The organism is Micromonospora sp. DT43 (assembly GCF_049841645.1).
Classification (GTDB): Bacteria; Actinomycetota; Actinomycetes; order Mycobacteriales; family Micromonosporaceae; genus Micromonospora.
This window is the reverse complement of record NZ_JBNCKR010000001.1, coordinates 232,727-255,418: the sequence shown is the minus strand read 5'-3', so window position 1 is coordinate 255,418 and position 22,692 is coordinate 232,727. Positions and strand designations below refer to the sequence as shown.

Below are 22,692 nucleotides of genomic sequence, written 5' to 3'. Positions count from 1 at the left end.
CACCACCCCGCACCGCCACCCCCGCTCCCGTCAGGAGTCCCGATGCACCGACGTCGACGCGGCTCGGCGATCCTCGCCCTCGGCCTGGTCGCCAGCCTGCTCGTCCCCCTCACCGCGACGGCACCCCCGGCCGCCGCCAGCCCGTCCGGCGCCAAGAAGGTCATCGTCCAGCTCTTCGAGTGGAACTGGCCGTCGGTGGCCAGCGAGTGCCAGAGCACGCTCGGCCCGAAGGGGTACGGCTACGTCCAGGTCTCGCCCCCGCAGGAGCACGTGCGGGGCAACCAGTGGTGGCTGGCGTACCAGCCGGTCAGCTACCGGATCGAGTCCCGCAAGGGCACCCGGGCCCAGTTCCAGTCAATGGTGAACACCTGCCACGCCGCAGGCGTCAAGGTGCTCGTCGACGCCGTCATCAACCACATGTCCGGGCAGGACAACGGCGGCACCGGCTGGGCCGGCTCGTCGTACGCGCACTACGACTACCCGGGCATCTACCAGACCCAGGACTTCCACCACTGCGGTCGCAACGGCGGTGACGACATCGCCAACTACAACGACAGGTACGAGGTGCAGAACTGTGAACTGGTCAACCTGTCGGACCTGAAGACCGAGTCGGACTACGTCCGCACGAAGATCGCGTCGTACCTCAACGACCTGCTCTCCCTCGGCGTGGACGGCTTCCGGCTGGATGCCAGCAAGCACATGCCGGCCGCCGACATCGCCGCGATCAAGAGCAAGTTGTCGCGCTCGGCGTACCTCGTGCAGGAGGTCATCTACGGTGGCGGCGAGCCGGTCGGGCCGACCGAGTACACGGGCAACGGCGACGTGCACGAGTTCCGCTACGGCAAGGACCTGGCCCGGGTGTTCCGCTCGGAGAAGCTGGCGTACCTGCGCAACTTCGGCGAGGGCTGGGGGCATCTTCCCACCGGCTCGGCAGCCGTGTTCGTGGACAACCACGACACCCAGCGCGACAGCAGCGGCGTGCTGACCTACCGCGATCGGGGCATCTACGCCCTGGCGAACGCCTTCATGCTGGCCTGGCCGTACGGCTCGCCGACGGTCATGTCCAGCTACACCTTCGGCGACCGCGACGCCGGCCCGCCCTCGGACGGCGCGAACAAGACGCTGAACACCACCTGCTACTCCGGCTGGGAGTGCGAACACCGCTGGCCGGTGATCGCCAACATGGTCGGCTTCCGCAACGCGACCGACGGCGCCGCCGTGGCCAACTGGTACGACAACGGCAACAACCACATCGCGTTCAGCCGCAGCGGCAAGGGCTTCGTCACGCTCAACGACGAGGACTCCGCAGTGAACGGCCGCTCGTACTACACCGGGCTGCCCGCCGGCCGGTACTGCGACGTCGTCCACGGCACGTACGCGGGCGGCACGTGCAGCGGGCCGGTGATCACCGTGGACGGTAACGGCTGGTTCGCCGCGAACGTGCCGGCGCACGACGCGGTGGCCATCCACGTCGGCGCGCGGGTCTGAGCGTCGGGGTCCTCGGGTATCGGCGAACCGGGGGCCCCGAAGCACCCATCGACATAAAGTGGTTTGGTGCCGTTTGACCGAATGTCCCCGTACCGTCGCCGGGGTGCCTGGGTGGTCACCGCCGTCGCCGTGGCCGCCCTGCTGATCACCGCGCTGCTGGTCGGCCAGGCCCTCACCCCGCGCTCGACGAACCCCGACCGACAGGCGGCGGCCGACCCGACGCCGAGCAGCATCGAGCAGAGCCCGGAGGAGTCCGTCCCGCCGGCCGCGCCCGCCCCGGCCGGGCTGCCGGTGCTCGACTACGACCCCGCGCCCAAGGGGTTCCCCGCCGACCCGGCCACCATGGACATCGCGCCGCTGACCGAGGGCGTGCACCCGACCCGGCGGATCGCCGCGTACGACGCGCCGGGCGGACGGCCGCTGGCCTTCCTCGAACCGACGCTCGCCGGTGTCGAGCTGACCGTGCCGATAGCGCAGCGACGGGTCGGCTGGACGGCGGTCCTGCTGCCCTCGGCCAACAGGCGTCTCGCCTGGCTCGCGCCCGGCGGGTTCGACACCGTGGCGCTGCGCGACCAGATCGTGGTGGAGCGCAGGGCGCACCGGCTCACCTGGTACCGGGCCGGCAAGGCGGTGCGCTCCTGGGAGACGAGCCTCGGCCAGTCCGGGCAGGAGACGCCGCTCGGGCGGACGTTCGTCCTGGGCCGCACCCCACCGCCGGAGGAGGTCTACGGCGGGGTGGACATCTACGCCCTCGGCTCGGTGCCCGACGACCCGGAGGCGGTGCCCACCGGGCTACGCGGCGCGCACATCGGCCTGCACACCTGGTACAACGACGACGACCTGGGCGAGAACACCACAAACGGCTGCATCCGGGTCACCCGCAGCGGCCAGCGCGAACTGCTCGCCGAGGTCCGGCCCGGCAGCAGCCTGGTGGTGGTCGACCAGCTCCCCACCCCGCCGCCGACCGCCTGAGCGGCGCCGCTCAGTCGCCGAGCAGCCAGCCGTTCTGCTCGGCGATGCGGACGGCCGCAGCCCGGTTGCGAGCGCCGGTCTTGCCGATCGCCGCCGAGAGGTGGTTGCGCACCGTCCCCTCGGACAGGTGCAGCGCCTTCGCCAGCTCGGCTACCGCGCCGCCGCCCCGGGCCGCCCGCAACACCTCGGTCTCCCGCTCGGTAAGCGGGCTCGCCCCGGTGGCCAGGGTCTCCGCGGCCAGCGTCGGGTCGACCACCCGCAGGCCGGCGTGCACCCGGCGGACCGCGTCGGCGAGCTGCCGGGCCGGGGTGTCCTTGACCACGAAACCGTTCGCGCCGGCCTCCATGGCGCGGCGCAGATAACCGGGCCGACCGAACGTGGTCACCACAAGCACCCGGCAGGCCGGCAGCGCCGCCCGCAGCGCGGCGGTGGCAGCGATCCCGTCCAGGCCGGGCATCTCCACGTCCAGCAGGGCCACGTCGGGGGCACTGCGCAGCGCCTCGGGCACCACCTCGTCGCCCCGGCCCACCTCGGCCACCACACTCAGGTCCGGCTCCAGCGAGAGCAGCGCGGCAAGCGCGCCCCGCACCAGCGCCTGGTCGTCGGCGAGCAGCAGCCGGATCGGCGGGGACGCCGCGCTCACCGGGCCTCCGCCGGCGCGTGCACCCGCAGCAGGAAGCCGCTGCCGCCGTCCCGCCGGCGGCCCACGGTCACCACCGCGTCCAGCCGCCGGGCCCGTTCCCGCAGACCGACCAGCCCGTACCCGGCAGCCTCGGCGTCCGGCGTGGACGGCCCCCGACCGTCGTCGCTCACCTCGACCCCGTCCGGGTCCACCCGGATCGTGCAACACCGCGCGCCACTGTGCCGGACCACGTTCGTCACACCTTCGCGTACCGTCCAGCCGAACAGCCGGTCCCACTCCCGGGGCAGCTCCGGCACCTCGGCCGGCAACTCCGCCGCGATGCCCGCCGCGGCGAGGGCGGAGCGCGCGCCGGCCAGTTCCCCGGCGAGCGTGACCTCCCGGTACGCCCCGACGGTCTGCCGCACGTCGGCCAGCGCCGCCCGCGCCAACCTCTCCACCTCGGCGATCTCGGCGGCCGCCCGGGCGGTGTCGACCTCGATCAGCCGCCCGGCCAGCTCGGCCTTGATCGCCACCACGGTCAGCGAGTGCCCGAGGATGTCGTGCAGGTCGCGGGCGGCGCGGGCCCGCTCCTCGGCAACCGCGAGCCGGCCGATCTCCTGCTGCGCGGCCCGGAGTTCGCTGTTGCGCTGGGCCAGCCCGGCCACGCCGAACATGGCGAACGAGGCGAGCAGCACCGCGAAGACGATGCCCTTCTCCGCCTCCCACCCCGGCACCAGCCGGGACGCCAGCGCCGGGGTCACGGCGCAGAGCGCCACGATTGCCAGCGCCTCCCACAGCGGCAGCAGGAACACCCCGGCCGCGGCCACGTAGACCAGGGTCGCCAGCCAGTCGCCGCCGGTGCCCGGGATGCTGACCAACCCCACCGCGATCAGCACCAGCAGACCCACCCGGGCCCGCCCCGCCGGGATCGGCAGCAGCAGCTGGCGCAGTCGGCGGGCCCACTGGAACAGCAGCACGTAGCCCAGGCCGAAGACGATCAGGGCGGTCGTCCCGACGACCCGCCGCCACGGCTCGGGCTGGTGCAGCGCGGTGGAGATCGGCACGTTGAGGAAGAACAGCCACACGGCGGCCAGCAGCCAGCCGATGTACCGCCAGTGGCGGGTCATCGGCTGGGGTTGCCCCGTCGGGAGATCCATCGGGTCCACGCTAGCGGTCGCGGCGGTCAGACCCGAGCGGTGTCCCGGCGGAACAGCCGGGCCGCGCCGATACCGAAGGCCAGGGTCCAGAAGACCAGGTTGGCCACCCCGGCCATGCTGACCCCGTCGCCGGTCAGCGGGGCGCGGGCCAGCTCACCCATGCCGTACACCGGGGTGAACTTCGCGGCCTGCTGGAGCACGTGCGGCAGCACCTCGACAGGCACGAACAGCCCGCCGAACATGGCCAGCACCGCCAGGATCGGCCCGATGAACTGCATGACGTTCTCGGCCGGCACCAGGTAGCCGATGAACAGACCGAACGCGGCGAAGACCAGCGAACCGATCCACGCGGCGAGCCCGGACAGCAGCCAGACGTCCAGCGGGAGGCGGACACCGGCCGCGGCGCCCACCACGAACTCGATGACGACCGCGAGCAGGCCGAGGGTCATCGCGGTGGCCACCTTCGTGGCCACGTAGGCGGGCGGACGCAGCGGGGTGAGCCGCAGCTGCCGGCTCCAGCCCAATGCCCGCTCGGTGGCCACCGCGCCGCCCGCGCTGGTGGTCGCCACCATCGCCGCGTACACGGCGAGGCTGATCATGACGTACGCCGTCACGGGCCGGCCGTTGTCAAGCGTCTGCCCCCGCTGCGGCAGGCCGAAGATGAGGAAGAAGACCGCCGGCATGATCAGCGTGAAGGCGAGGGTACGGCGGTTGCGCAGCACCCGGCGCAGCTCGATGCCGAGGACTGCCGGGGCGAAGCCACCCAGGGCGGGCAGCCGGCGGTCGGGCTGGGCGGGTCGGTCGGTGCGGGTGGCGGCGGGGGTGGCCGGCAGGGTGGACATCTCAGGCTCCGATGCGCTCGGTGGTCAGGGCGAGGAAGGCGTCCTCGAGGTTGCGGGAGGTGATCTCCACGTCCCGGGCGGCGGTCCGGGTGAGCAGGTGGCGGGCGACAGCGTCCGAGTCGCCGGTCCGCACCAGCACGCTGTCGCCGCGTACCTCCACGGCGTCCACGCCGGGCAGCGCGGCCAGCGCGGCCTGGTCGGCGCCGGGCAGGGTGGCCCGCACCGTGCGGCCGGCGGCCAGGTTCTTGATCTCCGCGGTGGTGCCGTCGGCGACGATCCGTCCCTGCCGGACCAGCACGATCCGGTCGGCGTACGCGTCCGCCTCGTCCAGGTAGTGCGTGGCGAAGATGACAGTCCGGCCGTCGCGGGCGTCGCGGCGCAGGGCCTGCCAGAAGTCCCGGCGGCCCTCGACGTCCATGCCCGTGGTCGGCTCGTCGAGCACCATCAGGTCCGGGTCCGGCAGCAGGGCCAGCGCGAACCGCAGCCGCTGCTGCTGGCCGCCTGAGCACCGCCCCACGATCCGGTCGGCGATGCCGGCGATGCCGGCGCGCTCCAGCACCTCGGCGGCCGGGCGGGTGTGCCGGTAGAAGTGGGCTGTCATCCGCACGGTCTCGCCCACCGTGAGGTCCTTGAGCAGCCCTCCGGTCTGGAGTACGGCGGCGACCCGACCCCGGGCCACCGCCTCGTCCGCGGTACCGCCGAGGACGCGGACCGTGCCCGCGTCCGGGCGGGCCAGGCCGAGCAGCATGTCGATGGTGGTGGTCTTGCCCGCCCCGTTGGGGCCGAGGAACGCCACCACCTCGCCGGGCTGCACCCGCAGGCTCAGTCCGTCGACCGCGGTGACCGTACCGAAGGTCTTGGTGAGGCCGTTCAGCTCGACGGCCGGATGCGTACTGGTCATGGCATAGATGCTCCGGCGTCGGGGGCCAGGGCTCCCGGAGCAGCCGTCACGTTCCGGCCGTGACATTTGTCAGGGGCAATGCGCGGCCGCCGCGGTGCCCGCGCCCTCCGGCCGGGCCGCGAGGGGAGGAATTCCGGGCGCGGCAGCGGGTAAGCGCGCGGCCGGACACCGCGACACCGGGAGGACGCGATGGGTGCCACACCGCAGGGTCGGGTCGACACGGTCGTGCTGATCCACGGACTCTGGATGACCCCGCGGAGTTGGCAGGGGTGGATCGAGCGGTTCACCGCGCGCGGCATGCACGTCATCGCTCCCGCGTGGCCCGGAATGGACCGGTCGGTGGAGCAGTTGCGCGACGACCCCAGCCCGATAGCCGAGCAGAGCATGGCCACGATAATCGCCCACTACGACCGGATCATCCGGGCGCTGCCCCGACCGCCGATCATCATGGGTCACTCGTTCGGGGGCCTGTTCGCGCAGGTCCTGGCCGACCGGGGCTTGGGCGCGGCCGTGGTCGGGGTGCATCCCGCCGCCGCGAAGGGGGTGCTCAAGGTGCCGTTGAGCCAGTTGCGCTCCGGCTTCCCGATCCTGCGCAGCCCCGCCAACCGGAGCAGGGCCGTCCCGTTCACCGCGGACGACTTCGCCTACGCCTTCGGCAACACGATGAGCCGCGCGGACTCCGACCGGGCCTGGCAGCGCTACGCCGTCCCCGGCGCCGGTCGGGTGTTCTTCGAGGGCGCGTTCGCCAACCTCGACCCGCGCTCACCCGCCCGCGTCGACGTCGGGCGCGACGACCGCGCGCCGCTGCTGCTGATGGCCGGCGGAGAGGACCACGTGGTGCCGGCATCGGTGGTCCGCGCCAACGCGGGCCTCTACCAGAAGTCCCGGGCGCTCACCGCGTACGAGGAGTTCCCCGGCCGGTCGCACTTCACGGTCGGGCAGGACGGCTGGGAGCAGATTGCCGACTACGCGCTGGACTGGGCGCTGCGCGCGGCGGCGCTGCCCCGGGAGGCGACCATCGCCAGCGAGGCCCCCCGCCGCTGACCCGGCGACCCCACGTCAGCACGATCTCGTCTTCCATGAAGTCGGGGTATTCCTGACGCCAGGACACGCCGACTTCATGCAACCGGAGTTGATCACAGCGACGTGCTCATTGCTCGGCATGTGCGGGGCTGAGCTGGGTATCTCGGTGGGATGAGGGCCAGTTTCCGGCTTGGCCGGATCGCGGGTGTGCCGGTCGGCGTCAACTGGAGCGTTCTGGTCATCTTCGCGCTCATCGCGTGGGGGCTGGCCGCGAACCAGTTCCCCCGCTCGTACCCCGACCGCTCGCCGGTGGCGTACACAGTCGCCGGCCTGGCCGCGGCGGTGGTCTTCTTCGTCGGCCTGCTCGCCCACGAGGTGTCGCACGCCGTGGTGGCCCAGCGCAACGGGCTGAGCGTCGACGGCATCACGCTCTGGCTGTTCGGCGGGGTGGCCGAGCTGCGGGGCGAGCCGCGCGACCCCGGCGCGGAGCTGCGGATTGCGGGCGTCGGTCCGCTGGTCAGCCTGCTGCTCGGGGCGTTCTTCGGTGCCATCGCGTTGCTGCTCGCGCTGGCCGGGCAGGATGGGCTGCTCTTCGGCGCGATCGCGTGGCTGGCCGGCATCAACGTGTTGCTGGCGGTCTTCAACGTGCTCCCGGCCGCGCCCCTGGACGGCGGCCGGCTGCTGCGGGCCGCGGTGTGGAAGGCCACCGGTGACCGGAACCGGGCGTCAGTGGTCGCCGCGCGGGCCGGCTGGGTGCTCGGCGCCCTGCTCATCGGCCTCGGACTGTGGCAGTTCCTGTCCGGGGTCGGCTTCGGTGGGCTCTGGCTGGCGCTGATCGGCTGGTTCCTGATCGGCGCCGCCGGGACGGAGGAGCGGCAGGCCCGCGCCGGGAGCGCGCTGCGCGGAATCCGGGTCGCCGACGTCATGACGCCGCAGCCGCAGACCGCCTCGGCGGACATGACTGTCGCCGACTTCGTCGACCACTACCTGTTCGCGTACCGGCACTCGGCGCTGCCGCTTACCGATCAGGGCCGGCCGACAGGCCTCGTCACCCTGGACCGGGTGCGGGGCGTGCCGGCCGACCGGCGGACGTCGACCACGCTGGCCGAGGTGGCCTGCCGGGCGGACCAGCTGGTCCTCGCGCAGCCGGGGGAACAGCTCAACGACCTGCTGCCCCGGCTCAGCGAGTGCGCCGACGGCCGCGCCCTGGTGGTGAGCGACGACGGCCGTCTGACCGGGATCGTCTCCCCCAGCGACATCAGCCGTGCCGTCCAACGCGGCAGCCTGCGCACCGCCACCCCAACCCCATCCCGTTGATCATGAAGTTATTGCCCCGACACGCCGAGGAGGGTGGCAATAACTTCATGATCAACCGGGACGGAGGGGTCCGGGCGGAGGGGTCCGGGGGGAGGGGTCCGGGGGGAGAGGGGGTCAGCGGGGGAAGTGGCGGTCCAGCAGGTCGGTGCGGAACTTGCCGGTCGGGTCCAGGCGGGTCAGCAGCGCGGCGAAGTCGGCGTGCCGGGGGTAACGGGCCGCCAGCTCGGTCGGGTCGGTGACGAAGACCTTGCCCCAGTGCGGTCGGGGCGCGAACGGCGCCAGACGCTCCTCCACCTCGGCGAGCACCGGCAGCACCGCGTCGGCGTCGTCGACCCAGGTGAAGTGGACCACGAAGCTGTCCCGCCTGTGGTTGGGGCTGAGCCACAGCTCGTCGGCGGCCACCGTCCGCAGCTCGCACACCTGCAACAGCGGGGCGATCAGGTGCGCCACCTCGGCCAGCGCGGCGAGCGCCTCGGCCGCCGCCGTACGCGGCAGGTGGTATTCGGACTGAAGTTCGTCACCGCTGCTCGGGGTGAAGCCGAGCTTGAAGTGCGGCAACCGTTCGTGCCACGGGCCCGGCACGCCGAGCTGCGGGGTGCAGTTCTCCGCCGGCATGCCGAGCACCGGGTGTCGCGGCTGGTCGGCGGCCGTGGTGCCGAGCCAGTCCACGTCCGGCGGCGGCTGGTCCGCGAGCTGCTTGCGCCACACCTCGCGCAGGCGCGGCGTACGCCAGTCGGTGAACACGCTCACGCTGTACGCCGAGTCGAACGCGTCGTCCAGCGCCTCCGCAGCAAGATCGAGGCGTACGTACTGGCGCAGCTCGAACGCCGGCACCAGGTCCAGGGTGACCCGGGTGACCAGGCCGAGCGCGCCGAGCCCGACCACCATGCCGGCGAACGTGTCGCCGTCGGTGTCGCGGTCCACGCGCGTCAGGTCCCCGTCGGCGGTGACCAGATCCAGGGCGGCGACCGAGGTGGCCAGGTTGCCGTGGGTGGGGCCGGAGCCGTGGGTGGCGGTGGCCACCGCGCCGGCGACCGAGATGTGCGGCAGCGAGGCGAGGTTGGCAAGCGCGTACCCCTGCGTGTGCAGGTGCCTGGCGACGTCGCCGTAGCGCAGCGCCCCGGCGACGGTGACCCGCCCGTGCTCGGCGTCGACCTCGATGGTCGGGGGCAGGCCGGCGAGCGAGACCAGGTCTCCGGTGGTGTCGCCGAGGCGGTTGAAGGAGTGTCCGGTGCCCACCGCGCGGATCCGGGAGCTGCCCGCGACCAGCCGGCGCACCTCGTCGACCGTGGTGGGGCGGTGGAACTGCCGGGCTGCGTAGCGCACGTTGCCGGCCCAGTTCCGGCGGGGCACGTCGGTGCTCGACGTCAGGTGCTGTTCCTGCGCGGTCATGCGGTGCTCTCCCGATCGGTGGACTGGTGGTCGGCCAACGCGGCGACGAGGGCGCCCAGAACCGTATCCGTCTGGAGCGTGCTGTAACCACGTTGGGCGATCGGCAGACCGGCGGCCACGACGCGTTCGATCTCACCCCGGGCCGCCTGCCGGGTCGCTGCGTCCCCGGACATCAGGGCTTCCTGGCCGCGTCGGATCAACCGGTCGACCCGGTCCATCTGATAGCCGCGCAGGCCGACAGGCAGGTCCGGGGCCGTGAAGGCGGCGCGGCGCAGCGCGAGCAGGTCGACGAAACGGTCCCCGGCGCAGCGGGTGAGCGCTGCGGCCACCTGTTCGGGCTGCTCCCGGACCTGGTCGAAGACGAGCAGCTCGATGGCCGGCCGGCCGTCGATCGGGTGGCGGGCGGTGACCGGCTCGAACGTCACCCCCGGGGCGGGCACCAGCAGCAGGCGCGGCGGTGTCGAGTAGCCGTCGCGGCGGGGCGGCTCGTCGAGGACCAGCGCGTCGACCTCGGCCCACGGGATCTCCCGGCGCAGGCCGGGCCGCCGGATGCTGAGCCCGTCCGGGGTGATCCCGAAACGGAACGGCCGCAGCGCGCTGACCAGCGCCACCGCGCCGAGCGCGATCGCGCCCACGGCGATGATCGTCCGTAACAGGGCGCCGTCGCTGGGAAAGGCCAACAAGAGCACCCCACCGAGTACGCACGCCAGGGCGAGCATCCGGGCCCCCCGGCTCCGGCGCAGCTCCACGCTCGGACCCCCGTTCATGACCGTGGCGTCGGTCCCCGCATCCTCTGACAGACCGGGCGCTACGGACACCGGACGATCGGGCACGGTTGTTCTCGTCATCGTCGGGGAACCCTACGCGCATGAGCAGCTACCGTGATCCGGCCCCGCGGGGCGACGTGTTCCCGTCGGAGGAGGAGCTGGACCCGACCGGCAGCGCGGTCGAGCCGGCCAGCGCCCCGCCGGGCGCCCGGTTGTCGAGCCACCCGTCGCCCACACCGGGCCCCCGTCCGACGCCGGCCCCCGCGCCCGCGCCGACGCCCGTACCGGCGCCCGGTCCGCCGCCGCGCGAACCCGCCGCCGAGTCGCTGTCGATCGTGACGCGCCACCTGGACGGCTCGGTCGAGGTGGTCACCGACCTCGACGGGGACGGCGTCGCCGACGTCGTCCAGATCGACGTGGACGGCGACGGCGTACCGGACATCACCTATGTGGACAGCGACCGTGACGGCCGGCTGGACACCGTGCTGCGCGACCCGGGCCGCCGGGCCCACCACCGCGCCTGACGCGACGACCAGGACCGGGGCTCAGAGGTTGGCCATGACCTCGCTGGCGACCAGGTCGAGGTGGTCCAGGTCGGTCAGGTCCAGCACCTGGAGATAGAGCCGCTGACTGCCGATCTTCGCGTACCGGCCGATGGTCTCCAGGACCTCGTCGGGCGTTCCGGCGAGGCCGTTGGCCCGCAGCTCGTCCGGCTCGCGGCCGATGGCCGCGGCCCGGCGGGCCACCTCGGCGTCGTCGCGTCCGCAGCAGAGGACCAGGGCGTTGGACCAGACGAGGTCGCCCGGATCCCGGCCGATCTCGGCGCACGCCGCGCGGACCCGCTCGAACTGCGCCGCCGAGTCCGACACCGAGGCGAACGGCAGGTTGAACTCGTCGGCGTAGCGGGCGGCCAGCCGGGGCGTACGCTTCGGGCCCATTCCGCCGAGCAGGATCGGCGGGCGGGGCTGCTGCACCGGCTTGGGCAGGGCCGGGGAGTCGCTGACCGGGTAGTACCGGCCGGCGTGGTCGAACCGCTCCCCCGCCGGCGTCGACCACAGCCCGGTGATGACCGCGAGCTGCTCCTCCAGCCGGTCGAACCGCTCGCCCAGCGCCGGGAACGGGATGCCGTACGCGGTGTGCTCGTCGGCGTACCAGCCGGTGCCGATGCCCAGCTCCACCCGGCCGCCGCTCATCTGGTCGACCTGCGCCACGGTGATCGCCAGCGGGCCGGGCAGCCGGAACGTGGCGGCGGTCATCAGCGTGCCGAGCCGGATTCGGCTGGTGTCGCGGGCCAGGCCGGCCAGCGTGGTCCATGCGTCGGTGGGGCCGGGGTCGCCGCTTCCCCCGCCCATCCTGAGGTAGTGGTCCGACCGGAAGAACGCGCCGAAGCCGGCGTCCTCGGCGCGGCGGGCCACCGCGAGCAACTGGTCGTAGGTGGCACCCTGCTGGGGCTCGGTGAAGATCCGCAGTTCCATGGTCCGAGCATAGGTAGCCTCACCCGGCGCAGCTCGCGAAGTGGGTGCCGAGGCCAAGAACTTCGGCTGGGCCGAGCTGCGCGACACGTACGCCGAGCGGTTCGGCGAGGGCTGAGCGGCCCCCGCCGGCCTGCGCCGGCGGGGCCCGCGGTGGCGATCGGACGTCGTCGGACCGATCAGACGTACGGCGGGGTGGCATACGCCGCTCGCAGTGCGGCCAGCCCGGTCTCCTTCGGGGTCAGGGTGCCCCAGCCCGAGTTGAAGTAGTTGGTTCGCGCGATCCACGGCGCGCCCTCGGCGTTGAGCTGGACGATGGCTGCCGGCACGGTCGCGATCCAGGCGGCCTGGTTGGGGATCTCGGCCACCCGTACCCCCCATTCGGCGATCAGCACCGGACGGGACAGGGCCACCGGGCCGAGGTCGGCCACCGCCCAGTCCTTCGTCCTGCGGAAACGGGCCAGCGCGGTGTGGCTGGCGTTGGTGGCGTAGGCGTTCCACTGCAGGAAGTCCAGCCGGGCCATCAGCTCCTCCGGGTGGATGCGCCGGAAGCAGTCCCGGTTGAAGCCGGCGATTCCCACCGAGAAGGTCGTCCCCCCGGGCAGTGTGCGCGCCTTGAACCAGGTGAGGATGTAGTTGACGGCCTGCACGGCGCGGGCATCGGACTGCGCCCAGGTGTACGCCACACCGGCCTCGGTGGTGCCGAACTCGTGGTCGGTGTCGAACTCCGAGGCGAGCTGGATGTTCACCCCGAAGCCGAGCGTGCGGTACTGGGACAGGGCACGCGCGAACAGCCCGTCGCACTGGCCGCTGACGACCTGGCCGTACCCGTACGCCTTCGGCCAGGTCGTGCCGGGACGCTGCAGGATGGTCATCGACGGCGCCGGCACGGTGTAGGTGGTGCCGTCCACGGTGAAGGTCTGCGGCCCGTCCGGGGCGCCGTAGTGCTTCAGCTCCAGGACCATGTTCATCATCACCCCGGACTGGCCGAGGGTGATCAGCCAGGGCCGGTTGTAGCCGGGGAAGATGTACGCGTCGGCGAAGCTGCGGTACTGGGTCAGCGAGCGGAAGTTGCCGCCTGCCATGTCGGCGGTCGGGTCGGCGCCGCCGGACAGGTAGTAGCCGCCGAGCACCGGTCGGCGGATCGTATAGTCCGCGGTTGCGGTGGCGGTGTGACCGCCAGCGTCGCGCACCGAGACGGTGACGCGGGCCATCACGCCACCGACCGGTACACGGCGACGGCGCCGTTGTCGGAGACCCGGGCCCAGGCGCGCCCGGAGTCATCGGTGACGGTCAGGGTGAGCGGGTCGATGACCACGGCGGCCTTGACCGGCGCGCTGCTGTTGCCCTTCGCGTCGGTGATCACGATGGTGACGGTCAGCGGTTGGGTGTCGGCATCGGAGTAGGTGATGGTCAGCAGCATCTGTTGTCCCGGTGTGAAGACCGATCCGTTAAGCGCTGCGGTCACGGTGGGAGTGGCCATGTCAGACCCTCTCTGATTGGTCGCCGGAGCGGGGCGCGGTTGAGCGACACCGGGCCCGGCGATGGTGCACGGATGTGCAAGAGGAAGGCGGGACGATGGCGTGGCCCGAGGCGACGCCTTAGGTCCCGATGGGCGGTGGCACTGCTGCGGGCGCCCGTAGCGGTGTCGGCGGCAGCCGTGGCCGGGCCGTAGACGTCGGCTGGCGGGCTAGGCCGTGTCGGCCGCGTCGGCGGGGCCGGGCTGGGTGGTGGCCTCGTCGTGCGGACGATGCTGTCCGCGCCGGGCCGTGGGATTCGGATGCGTGGCTCGCTATCTGTACCCTTCCCACCTGCTCTAACAGTGCTCTACCAGGGGCTTTGCCGTCTTGTCAGGTTGGCGACACTGCGCGCCGCCGCCCCGGCGGCGGACCCGGCCGGTGACCTGCGCGACCGTCGGACGGTACGGCGCGGCGTACCACGAAGGCGCTGACACATTCGTAAACTTGGACCGCAACTCGGCGGGATTGTGACGGTTTCCGCAGTGGATACCATGCGGTCGTCTCCGTCAGGCGCGACCCGAAAAGGTGCCGAGTGCTCAGGACGGCGAGAAGAGTCAGCACGACGATGAGCATCTGGCGGCAGGGCCTCTGGCGGTATCGCCTGACCACCGCCGGCGTCGGCCTTGCGGTCCTGAGCGCGGCGACCGCCGTACAGAGCCCACCGCTGGCGCTCAGCGTCGCGGCGGCCACGGCCGGTGTCCTGGTCTCGACGCTGGAGATCCTCGCCAACCGTCGGCGGACCCGACAGTTCCGCTTCCACCCCCGCGAAGGCGACGACTACCGGGACGTCGCCGAGCAGGTCTCCGGCCCGAAGCGGATCCTGACAAGCGTCCACAGCACCGGCGTCGTCCCCACCGCCGAGAGTGCTCGCCTACGCGGCCAGCGAATCCGCTGCGTCGTGTCGCCGACGAGCTACGTCCTCGGACGGGACCTGCGGCGCTGGTCGTTCGACTTCCTGGCCCGGCACGCCCGCACGGCCAGCATGTACAACGGGTCGGCGCTGGGCCTCGCCGACGACCTGCCCACCGGCGCCGACGATCCGGTGGTCACGCTGCGACCGGCGCAGTACTTCGACTTCTTCTGCAGCAACCTCCTCGCCCCCTACGACGTCTACGAGGCGGGCCGGGACACGCTCGCCATGCGCGGGCGGGACCTGCTCCTCGACCATCGCAAGCGGCTGCGGGGGTTCGCCGACAGCCGGCTGGCGAACGTCGTGGGAATCTCCACGGTGGCCTTCACCATCGACGGGCGGCTCCTGCTCGTCGCGCAGACCCGTGACAACGTGGGCAGCCCGGGGCTCATCGCCCCCTCCGGGTCCGGTTCGCTGGAGCCGCAGGACGCGGCGGCGACGGTCGCCGCGCCCAGCCTCCAGGAGGTCATCGTCGCCGGTGCGCTGCGGGAGCTGCGCGAGGAGTGCCACCTCGAACCACACGAGATCGCCGAGAGCGCGGTCCTCGGCTTCGGGCGCTGGATGAGCCGCGGTGGCATGCCCGAGTTCTGCACAGTCACCCTGCTCAAGGTCACCGCCGAGCAGGTGCTGCGCCGGGCCGTCCGCTGGAACGAGCGGCCGTACGTGGGTGAGGTGCTGGCCGTGCACGTCCCACCCACAGCCGAGTGGGACCCGGAAGCCCCACTGGCGCTGTTGCCGGCCGAGAACCGGCACAGTGCCTCGTGGCCGCTGGCGTTCAGCCTGTCCTGCCTCACGGACTGCATGACCGACGAGACGTGGCCGCAGCGCGCCGCCCTGACGGCGGTCGTCGACCAGTGAGAGGCCACCCGGCGCGGATGCCGGGCCCCGGCCACAGGTGGCGGGGATAGCCGATCGAAAGCTCGCCGACAGCGCGCTGTGCTGGACTACCGGCGTGCCGCGAGCCGACGACAGGTGCCTGCACGATCTGGTGACCGAGCAGGCAGCCCGGACGCCCGACGCGGTGGCCGTGCTGGCCGACGACGGGATGCTTCGCTACGCCGAACTGGTGGGCCGCGCCAACCGGCTGGCCCATCGCCTGCGGGAGCACGGGGTCGATGTGGACACTCCCGTCGGGGTGGTCGCCGAGCGCGGTGTGGACCTGGTCGTCGCGCTGCTCGGGGTGCTGGTGGCCGGCGGCGCGTACGTGCCGCTCGATCCCGATCTGCCCGCCGAACGGCTGGGCTACCAGCTCGACGACGCCGACCCGCCGGTGGTGCTGGCCCAGCGGCACCTCCTCGACCGGATCCCCGGCGTGGCCGCGACACGGTGGTGCGTCATCGACGACGACTCGGCGCAGCGGTGGCCGGCCACCCCGCCACCGCCCCGGGCCAGCCCGGACAGCCTCGCCTACCTCATCTACACGTCCGGCTCGACAGGTCGGCCGAAGGGCGTGTGCGTGCCGCACCGGGGCATCGTCAACCGGATCCGCTGGATGCAGGACACCTATCGGCTGCGCGCCGACGACGTGGTGTTGCAGAAGACCCCGTACGGCTTCGACGTGTCGGTGTGGGAGTTCTTCTGGCCGCTGGCCGCCGGTGCCCGGCTGGCGCTCGCCCGACCGGGAGGGCACCGCGACCCCGCCTACCTGGCGGCGACGATCGTCGAGCGGGGTGTGACCACGCTGCACTTCGTTCCGACGATGCTGGCGCAGTTCCTGGCCGAGCCCGACCTGCCCGCCCTGCCGACGCTGCGCCGGGTGATGTGCAGCGGCGAGGCCCTTCCTGTGGCCCTGGCCCGGGAGGCGACCCGGCGGCTCCCCGGGGACCTGCACAACCTGTACGGCCCGACGGAGGCGTCGGTGGACGTCTCCGCCCACCGGGTCCGCCCACCGCTCGACGGGGCGAGCGTGCCGATCGGCGCACCGATCGCCAACGTCAGCCTGCACGTGCTTGACGACGACCTGGCCCCGACGCCCACCGGTGTCGTCGGCGAGCTGTACATCGGTGGGATCGGCCTGGCCCGCGGCTATCACCGCCGGCCGGCCTTGACGGCCGAGGCGTTCGTGCCCGATCCCGGCGGCTCCGGCCGGCTCTACCGCACCGGCGACCTGGCCCGTCGGCTGCCGAACGGCGAGTTCGACTTCGTGGGCCGCCGCGACGGGCAGGTGAAGATCCGCGGCAACCGCGTCGAGCTGGGCGAGATCGAGCAGACGCTGCTGGAGCACGAGGGGGTGCGCGAGGCCGCGGTGACCGTCGGGCACCTCGCGTCCGGGCATCCACGGTTGGTCGCGTACGTGGCCCCGCCCGGTTGCCCGGTGGCCGAGCTGCGCGCCTGGTTGGCCCGCCGCCTGCCGGACTACATGGTGCCCGCGCTGTTCGTGCGCCTGGACCACCTTCCGGTCACGCCGAGCGGCAAGACCGACCGTCGGGCGTTGCCCGCGCCACCGGCCGACGAATCGCCGCCGGCCGACCCGCCGGCAGACGGGGTGCCCGCCCAGCTGGCCGCGCTCTGGGCACAGGCGCTGGAGCGGGGCCGGGTGGACCCCGACGACGACTTCTTCGCCCTCGGCGGTGACTCGGTGCTGGCCATGCGGGTGGTGGCGCTGGCCCGCCGGGCCGGGCTCGAGGTGACCACTCGACATCTGTTCGCGTACCCGACGGTGGCCGAGCTCGCGCCGCACGTGACGGTGGCCGGTCCGGCGGCGGTGCTCGACCCGGCGCGGTGGGACGGCCCGCCGTTCGCGCTGTGCCCGGTCGACCCGACGCTGGTGGCGGGGCCGCCGGCCGGCCCGGCGCGGCTCGTCGACGCGTACCCGCTGACCCCGATGCAGGAGGGCATGCTGTTTCACACCCTGCTCTCGCCCGGCGAGGCGGACTACCTCCAGCAGCACGTCTACCGGCTGGCCCGACCGGTGGACGTGACCGCGCTTGCCGACGCGTGGCGGGAGGCGGTACGCCGGCACCCGGCGCTGCGGACGACAGTCCGGTGGGACGACGTCCCCGAGCCGGTGCAGCTCGTGCACGAGGGCCACCCGCCGGACGTGCGGGTGCTCGACGGGCCCGTCGACACGCAGCGGCTGCTGGCCGACGAGCGCCGCGCCGGGCTCGACCTGACTGCCGCGCCGCCGGTACGGCTCACAGTCGTCCGGGCGGCGGACCACGTCGACCTGGTGCTCACCTTCCACCATCTGCTGCTCGACGGGTGGAGCCTGGCCGTCCTGCTCGCCGAGGTGCTGGACGGGCGACGCGAGCCGGTGGCGCCGTTGCGGCGGCACCTGCGCTGGCTGGCCGCCGCGGACCGGTCGACCGACTACTGGAAACGGTTGCTCGCCGGCTTTCCGGAGCCCACCCCGCTACCCCGGCCGCCGGTGCCCGCGCCGGACGACCCGGCCACCGCGGATCCGCCGGTCGACGCCGCACCGCAGGTGGGGTTGCCGGGCACCCGTGTCGCACGGCTGACCCTCACCGGCCACCTGCGGACCGCGCTGGCCACCCGGGCCGCGGCCACCGGTGTGACGCCGTACGCGGTGACGCTCGGCGCGTGGGCGCTGGTCCTGGCCGGCCACGCCGACCGCGACGACGTGGTGGTCGGCGTGACTGTCGCCGGCCGGCCCGACGACCTCCCCGGCGCGGACGCCATCGTCGGCCTGCTGATCAACACGGTGCCGCTGCGGGTGCGGTTCGACCCCGGCGCGACCTTCGCCGAGACGGTCCGGGCCGTGCAGGCCCAGCAGGTCACCACCCGGGAGTACGAGCACCAGTCGCTCACCGACATCACCCGGGCCGGCGAGGTGCCACCGGGGACACCGCTGTTCCACAGCATCGTGGTCTTCCAGAACCACCCGCCGCTGCCGGCGGCGCTGTTACCCGTGGACGTGGTGGAGAGCACGGGTTACCCGCTCACCCTCGTGGTGGAGCCGACCCCGGAGTTGGTGCTGCGCCTGCTGATCGAGGGCGACGCGCTGAGCCCGGCGCAGGGCGGGCTGTTGCTTGCCGACCTGCGCCGCGTGTTGGAGATCGTGGCGGCCGACCCGGACGCGACGACCGGCGAGGTGCGGGCCGCGCTCAGGAGCCGTTGAGCACCGCGTCGATCACCGTGAGCGCGCGGTCGACGTCCGCGCCGGCCACTCCCGAGTGGGTGACCGCGCGGACGCGACCGTGCCCCAACTCGGCAAGCGCCACCCCGGCGGCGTGCGCCTCGGCGAGGAACCGCGCCCGGGTCAGCCGATGCTCCGGCACCCGGAACATGACGATGTTCGTCTGCACGGACGCCGGGTCGACCTCGACCCCGTCGATGGTGGCGAGTCCCTCGGCGAGCCGGCGGGCGTTCGCGTGGTCCTCGGCGAGCCGGCCGTGCTCGCGGATGGCGATGATGCCGGCCGCCGCGATGATGCCGGCCTGGCGCATTCCGCCGCCGAGCATCTTGCGCACCCGACGCACCCGTTCGATGAGGTAGGCGTCGCCGACCACCACCGAGCCGATCGGCGCGCCGAGCCCCTTGGAGAGGCAGAACTGCACCGAGTCGGCGTGCCGGGCGATCTCGGCGACGTCGACGCCCGACCCGACGGCCGCGTTGAAGATCCGCGCGCCGTCGAGGTGCACCGGCACCCCACGCTCGTCGGCGAACCGGCGGACCTCGGCCAGGTAGGGCAGCGGCAGGATGGCCCCGCCGCAGCGGTTCTGCGTGTTCTCCAGGCAGATCAGCGCGGGCACGGCGAACTGCGGATCGTCCGGGTCCTCGGGGAACCCGGCGGCCAGGTCGGTCAGCAGCAGCCGGCCGTCGGGCTGGTTCGGCACCGGCAGGTACGTCACCCCACCGCAGACCGCCGCGCCGCCGGCCTCGTAGATGTAGATGTCGCTCTCCGCGCCCACCAGCATGGCCGCGCCGCGCGGCGCGTGCGCCATGATCGTCGCCAGGTTGGCCATGGTGCCGCTCGGGGTCAGGCAGGCGGCCTGCTTGCCCAACGTGGACGCGGCCAGTTCCTCCAGCTCACGGACGGTCGGGTCCTCGGCGTACACGTCGTCGCCGAGCGGCGCTCGGGCCATCGCGTCGCGCATCGCCGGGGTGGGCAGGGTGAAGGTGTCGCTGCGCAGCTCGATCACGGCACGTCCACCCGGACCGTGAGCCTGTCGGTGGCCTCGGCCAGGGCGGCGATCACCTGCCCGGCGTCGTCTCCGACGGCGATAACGTGCCCCACCCGGTCGTACGCGTTCTCCGGCGGTCGCACCGGCGTGCCCGCGCGGGCGGTGACTGTCACCCGCAGCACCCCCGGGCAGCGGCCGGCCCGGTCCACCCCGTCCACACCGGCCAGGGTGCCGGGGCAATCGACGGTCAGGAAGCGGATGCCCGCGTACCCCTTGCTGGTCGGGGTGAGCGTCACCGGCAGGCCGGTGGCCGCGCGCAGTTGCTGGTCGAGCAGCTCCACACCTGTCGCGACCCGAATCAGTTCGGGGATCATGCCGCCGGCCGGCCGCGGGTTGATCTCGATCAGGGCGGGCCCGGCCGGGGTGAGCCGCACCTCGGTGTGGGTGGCGCCGACGCGCATGCCGACCACGCCCAGCGCGTGGCGGACCAGGTCGGCCACCTCCGTGGCGACCGTCGGGGACAGCCCCGCCGGGAACATGTGCTGCCGCTCCACGAAGTGCGGCGGCGGATCGACCTGCTTGTCGGTGATGCCCAGGCAGTGCTGGGCGTCACCCGTGCCGAACAGCTCCACGCTCACCTCCGGCCCGTCCAGGTACTCCTCCACCAGCACCCGCCGGGCCGTGGGCAGGCCACGCACGTTGTGGCGTACGGCGAGGACGCGCTCGGCCTGGGCCAGCGCCTCGGCCGTCGTGGCGCAGAGCCGGACGCCGTTGGACCCGGAGTCGTCGACAGGCTTCACCACGCAGGGCATACCGACGTGGTCGACCGCTGCGGCGATCCGGGCGGCGAGCGTGTCGTCCGGGGCCTCCTCGACCAGCACGTGTCGGGGTTGGCGCACCCCGGCGGCGTCCAGCGCCGCCCGCAGCCGGCCCTTGTCCCGGCAGGTCAGCACCGCGTCGACGGGGTTGCCGGGTAGACCGAGCCAGCCGGCCAGCTCGGCCACCGCCGGAACGAAGAAGTCGCTGGTGCTTGTCACCCCGGCCACCTCGTCCCGGCGACAGCGGGCCTGCACGAACGCGCGCAGCGCGGGGACCGACCCGGTGTCGCAGACCGCCACCTCGGCGGCCGTATCGGCCAATCCGGCGTAGCGGGTCGGGTCGGCCGTCAGCAGCACCGGGTCGAAGCCCAGGTCGGCGGCGCGGCGCAGGGCGAGCATCCCGGTGCCTGTGGTGTTGGACTCGACGAAGAGCAGGCGCCGCCGGCCGGTCGGCGGGGCGAGGGCGGCCCGCGACCACGACGTGACAACTGTGTCCGGCTCGACCACCGCCGGCTCGGCGGCAAGCGGCAGCGCGGTCAGCCCGGTGGCGGCCCAGTAGTCGTCGTCGTAGACGGTGTCGGCGTACCTGTCACCGCGGTCGGGGAAGATGCCGACCACCCGGCCGCCGGGCGGCGTACGGCGGGCCACGTCGTGCAGCACCCGGTAGACCGAGCCGGACGTGTTGCCGGCGAAGATCTGCTGCTCACGGGCCAGGTCCCGGGTGGCCGCGAACGCCTCGTGGTCGTTGAGCCAGTGCACCTCGTCGACCAGCCGGCGGTCCAGGTTCTTCGGCAGGAGGCTGTTGCCCAGGCCGCTCTGCAGACGCCCCGGCTGATCCGGCTGGCCGAACAGCATGCTGCCCACGCAGTCCACGCCGACCACCCGCAGGTCGGGCAGGCTGCGGCGCAGCGCCCGGGAGCTGCCGCAGAGCGACCCGCCGCTGCCCACCGAGCCGACCAGCACGTCGAACGGGCCGAGGTCGGCGAACAGCTCGTCGGCCAGCCACCGGTACGCACCGGGGTTGTCCGGATTGCTGTACTGCTGCGGCCAGAACGCCCCGGGCAACCCGGTCAGCAGCTCCTGCAGCCGCTCGATGCGGGCGCTCTGCCAGCCGTGCGACGTCATCGCCGACACGACGTGCACCTCGCAGCCGAGCGCGCGCAGCTTCGCCAGCGTCACCCGGTCGATCCGGGGGTCGGTGACGATGTGCACCGGGTGCCCGAGCGACCGGCCGACCAGGGCCACGCCGAGTGCCATCGTCCCCGACGAACTCTCCACCACCGGGTCGCCGTCGGCGAGCACACCCAACCGGCGAGCCTCCAGGATCATGGCGCGGGCGACCCGGTCCTTCATCCCGTACAGGTTCTGCGACTCCAGCTTCGCGTACACCTCGACGGCCGGCGCGGCGGGCATCCGCAGCCGGACCAGCGGGGTGTGGCCGATGGCGTCGCGGACGTGGTCGAAGCGCATCAGCCGCCCCCGGAGAGCTCGTCGGCGCCGAGCGACCGGTGCACGGTCACCTGGCCGGGCAGCGCGGCGCAGGCGACGCGCACATGGTCGATCTTCGCGGCGCGCTCCGGGTCGTCCTCGCCGAGCAGGACGCCGAGGGCGGTGCCGCTGTGCGCGATGACCAGGCCGTAGCCGTCCACCTCGCGGCAGAGCCGGTGCAGCACGTCGAAGTGCCGGCGGGGACGCAGCTTGCCGTTCAGCACCGCGCTGCGGGTGGTGACCCGGCCGACGGCGGGCAGGTCACCGGCGCGGACGGCCGCGGTGAGCGCGGCGAGCAGCCGGGCGTACTCCTGCTTGTCGGCGTCGTCGAACGGCTTCGGAATGCGGTTGAAGCGGATCGTGTCCACCGCGCCGCCCTCGTCGTGGGCCACCACGGTGAGCGGGGGCAGCACGCCGATGCGTTCGCGCAGCCGCACCTCCCGGTGGTAGAAGGCGACGACCCCGTCGTACATGACGCCGTCGGAGGGCTCGATCTGGCGCAGCAGCGACTCGATGGTGCGTTCGCTCAGCGGCATGCCGAACGCGTCCCCGACCGCCCTCGCGGTGGCCACCAGGTCCGCCGACGAGCTGGCGAAGCCCTTCCCCTCGGCCAGCTCGCCACCCAGCTCCAGCACGCCGCCGCCGGACAGGCCGAACAGCTCCATGATGGTGGCGGCCAGCCGGGCCGACTTGCGCTTGTGCTGCGGGAAGACGCGGATGTGGTCCAGCTCGTTCGTCGGCCAGAACGTGGCGGTGGCCCACTGCGCCATCGGGAACGTCACCAGGAAGTCCCGGTCCGCGTCGGGCAGGACGCCCTGCAACAGCTCCCCGAAGGTGCCGAACGCGGTGCCGACGCCGAGCCGGCCGGTGGCAGCCAGCAGCGCGTCCCGGTCGGCGGTGCACGCCCCCTCCCCCATCG

Annotated in this window: 19 protein-coding genes; 7 read left to right on the top strand and 12 right to left on the bottom strand. The window is 73.2% G+C overall.

Features of this window, described 5'->3' with window-relative positions; translation table 11 throughout:
* The first annotated feature begins 42 nt into the window (after window positions 1-42).
* Together ACLQ26_RS01195 and ACLQ26_RS01190 are read left to right on the top strand one after the other, a co-directional pair.
* Complete coding sequence (locus ACLQ26_RS01195; protein WP_425742696.1) at window positions 43-1,488, top strand: alpha-amylase; 1,446 nt, start codon at window positions 43-45, stop codon at window positions 1,486-1,488.
* A 66-nt stretch (window positions 1,489-1,554) separates the two neighbouring features.
* Window positions 1,555-2,460, top strand: coding sequence for a L,D-transpeptidase (locus tag ACLQ26_RS01190; RefSeq protein WP_425742695.1), 906 nt, complete (start codon window positions 1,555-1,557; stop codon window positions 2,458-2,460).
* 10 nt (window positions 2,461-2,470) lie between these two features.
* On the opposite strand, the gene ACLQ26_RS01185 is transcribed toward ACLQ26_RS01190, so the two are convergent.
* From ACLQ26_RS01185 to ACLQ26_RS01170, 4 genes are read right to left on the bottom strand one after another with little or no spacing between them, the layout of a single operon-like run.
* Window positions 2,471-3,103 (bottom strand): response regulator, encoded by a 633-nt coding sequence (locus ACLQ26_RS01185; protein WP_425742694.1) that lies wholly within the window; start codon window positions 3,101-3,103, stop codon window positions 2,471-2,473.
* Window positions 3,100-4,239, bottom strand: a complete 1,140-nt coding sequence (locus tag ACLQ26_RS01180; RefSeq protein ID WP_425742693.1) for a sensor histidine kinase — start codon at window positions 4,237-4,239, stop codon at window positions 3,100-3,102. Before ACLQ26_RS01180 ends, ACLQ26_RS01185 begins: the two co-directional genes overlap by 4 nt.
* 26 nt (window positions 4,240-4,265) lie before the next feature.
* Window positions 4,266-5,081, bottom strand: coding sequence for an ABC transporter permease (locus tag ACLQ26_RS01175; protein ID WP_425742692.1), 816 nt, complete (start codon window positions 5,079-5,081; stop codon window positions 4,266-4,268).
* Window position 5,082: 1 nt separating this feature from the next.
* Complete coding sequence (locus tag ACLQ26_RS01170) at window positions 5,083-5,982, bottom strand: ABC transporter ATP-binding protein (protein ID WP_425742691.1); 900 nt, start codon at window positions 5,980-5,982, stop codon at window positions 5,083-5,085.
* Window positions 5,983-6,171: 189 nt separating this feature from the next.
* Between ACLQ26_RS01170 and ACLQ26_RS01165 the strand changes: the two genes are divergently transcribed.
* Window positions 6,172-7,026: an alpha/beta hydrolase gene (locus tag ACLQ26_RS01165; protein WP_425742690.1), complete on the top strand. Its 855-nt coding sequence runs from the start codon at window positions 6,172-6,174 to the stop codon at window positions 7,024-7,026.
* 150 nt (window positions 7,027-7,176) lie between these two features.
* Entirely contained in the window at window positions 7,177-8,322 is a 1,146-nt protein-coding gene (locus ACLQ26_RS01160) for a site-2 protease family protein (RefSeq protein ID WP_425742689.1), read from the top strand.
* 114 nt (window positions 8,323-8,436) lie between these two features.
* Here ACLQ26_RS01160 and ACLQ26_RS01155 read toward each other — a convergent pair whose 3' ends face one another.
* A complete protein-coding gene (locus ACLQ26_RS01155) occupies window positions 8,437-9,714 on the bottom strand; it encodes an FAD-binding protein (protein ID WP_425742688.1) in 1,278 nt (425 codons plus the stop codon).
* Window positions 9,711-10,481: a hypothetical protein gene (locus ACLQ26_RS01150; protein WP_425742686.1), complete on the bottom strand. Its 771-nt coding sequence runs from the start codon at window positions 10,479-10,481 to the stop codon at window positions 9,711-9,713. The genes ACLQ26_RS01155 and ACLQ26_RS01150 overlap by 4 nt, the downstream gene beginning before the upstream one ends.
* Before the next feature lie 101 nt (window positions 10,482-10,582).
* Between ACLQ26_RS01150 and ACLQ26_RS01145 the strand changes: the two genes are divergently transcribed.
* The gene (locus ACLQ26_RS01145) at window positions 10,583-11,005 is read left to right on the top strand and encodes a hypothetical protein (RefSeq protein ID WP_425742685.1); all 423 of its coding nucleotides are present in this window, start codon (window positions 10,583-10,585) and stop codon (window positions 11,003-11,005) included.
* Between the two features lie 21 nt (window positions 11,006-11,026).
* On the opposite strand, the gene ACLQ26_RS01140 is transcribed toward ACLQ26_RS01145, so the two are convergent.
* The 3 genes from ACLQ26_RS01140 to ACLQ26_RS01130 all read right to left on the bottom strand — a co-directional run bounded on the left by ACLQ26_RS01140 (window position 11,027) and on the right by ACLQ26_RS01130 (window position 13,436).
* A complete protein-coding gene (locus ACLQ26_RS01140) occupies window positions 11,027-11,956 on the bottom strand; it encodes an LLM class F420-dependent oxidoreductase (RefSeq protein ID WP_425742684.1) in 930 nt (309 codons plus the stop codon).
* Window positions 11,957-12,132: 176 nt separating this feature from the next.
* Window positions 12,133-13,167 (bottom strand): hypothetical protein, encoded by a 1,035-nt coding sequence (locus ACLQ26_RS01135; RefSeq protein ID WP_425742683.1) that lies wholly within the window; start codon window positions 13,165-13,167, stop codon window positions 12,133-12,135.
* Complete coding sequence (locus ACLQ26_RS01130; protein WP_425742682.1) at window positions 13,167-13,436, bottom strand: hypothetical protein; 270 nt, start codon at window positions 13,434-13,436, stop codon at window positions 13,167-13,169. Before ACLQ26_RS01130 ends, ACLQ26_RS01135 begins: the two co-directional genes overlap by 1 nt.
* Before the next feature lie 602 nt (window positions 13,437-14,038).
* Between ACLQ26_RS01130 and ACLQ26_RS01125 the strand changes: the two genes are divergently transcribed.
* Both ACLQ26_RS01125 and ACLQ26_RS01120 read left to right on the top strand, forming a co-directional pair.
* Window positions 14,039-15,241 (top strand): hypothetical protein, encoded by a 1,203-nt coding sequence (locus ACLQ26_RS01125; RefSeq protein ID WP_425742681.1) that lies wholly within the window; start codon window positions 14,039-14,041, stop codon window positions 15,239-15,241.
* Between the two features lie 94 nt (window positions 15,242-15,335).
* On the top strand, window positions 15,336-18,461 hold the full coding sequence (locus tag ACLQ26_RS01120) for an amino acid adenylation domain-containing protein (RefSeq protein ID WP_425742680.1): 3,126 nt from the start codon (window positions 15,336-15,338) through the stop codon (window positions 18,459-18,461).
* On the opposite strand, the gene ACLQ26_RS01115 is transcribed toward ACLQ26_RS01120, so the two are convergent.
* From ACLQ26_RS01115 to ACLQ26_RS01105, 3 genes are read right to left on the bottom strand one after another with little or no spacing between them, the layout of a single operon-like run.
* Window positions 18,448-19,485, bottom strand: a complete 1,038-nt coding sequence (locus tag ACLQ26_RS01115; protein WP_425742679.1) for a GntG family PLP-dependent aldolase — start codon at window positions 19,483-19,485, stop codon at window positions 18,448-18,450. The genes ACLQ26_RS01120 and ACLQ26_RS01115 overlap by 14 nt on opposite strands.
* Window positions 19,482-21,755 (bottom strand): pyridoxal-phosphate dependent enzyme, encoded by a 2,274-nt coding sequence (locus tag ACLQ26_RS01110; RefSeq protein WP_425742678.1) that lies wholly within the window; start codon window positions 21,753-21,755, stop codon window positions 19,482-19,484. Before ACLQ26_RS01110 ends, ACLQ26_RS01115 begins: the two co-directional genes overlap by 4 nt.
* Entirely contained in the window at window positions 21,755-22,690 is a 936-nt protein-coding gene (locus ACLQ26_RS01105) for a kinase (RefSeq protein ID WP_425742677.1), read from the bottom strand. Before ACLQ26_RS01105 ends, ACLQ26_RS01110 begins: the two co-directional genes overlap by 1 nt.
* Window positions 22,691-22,692 lie beyond the last annotated feature (2 nt).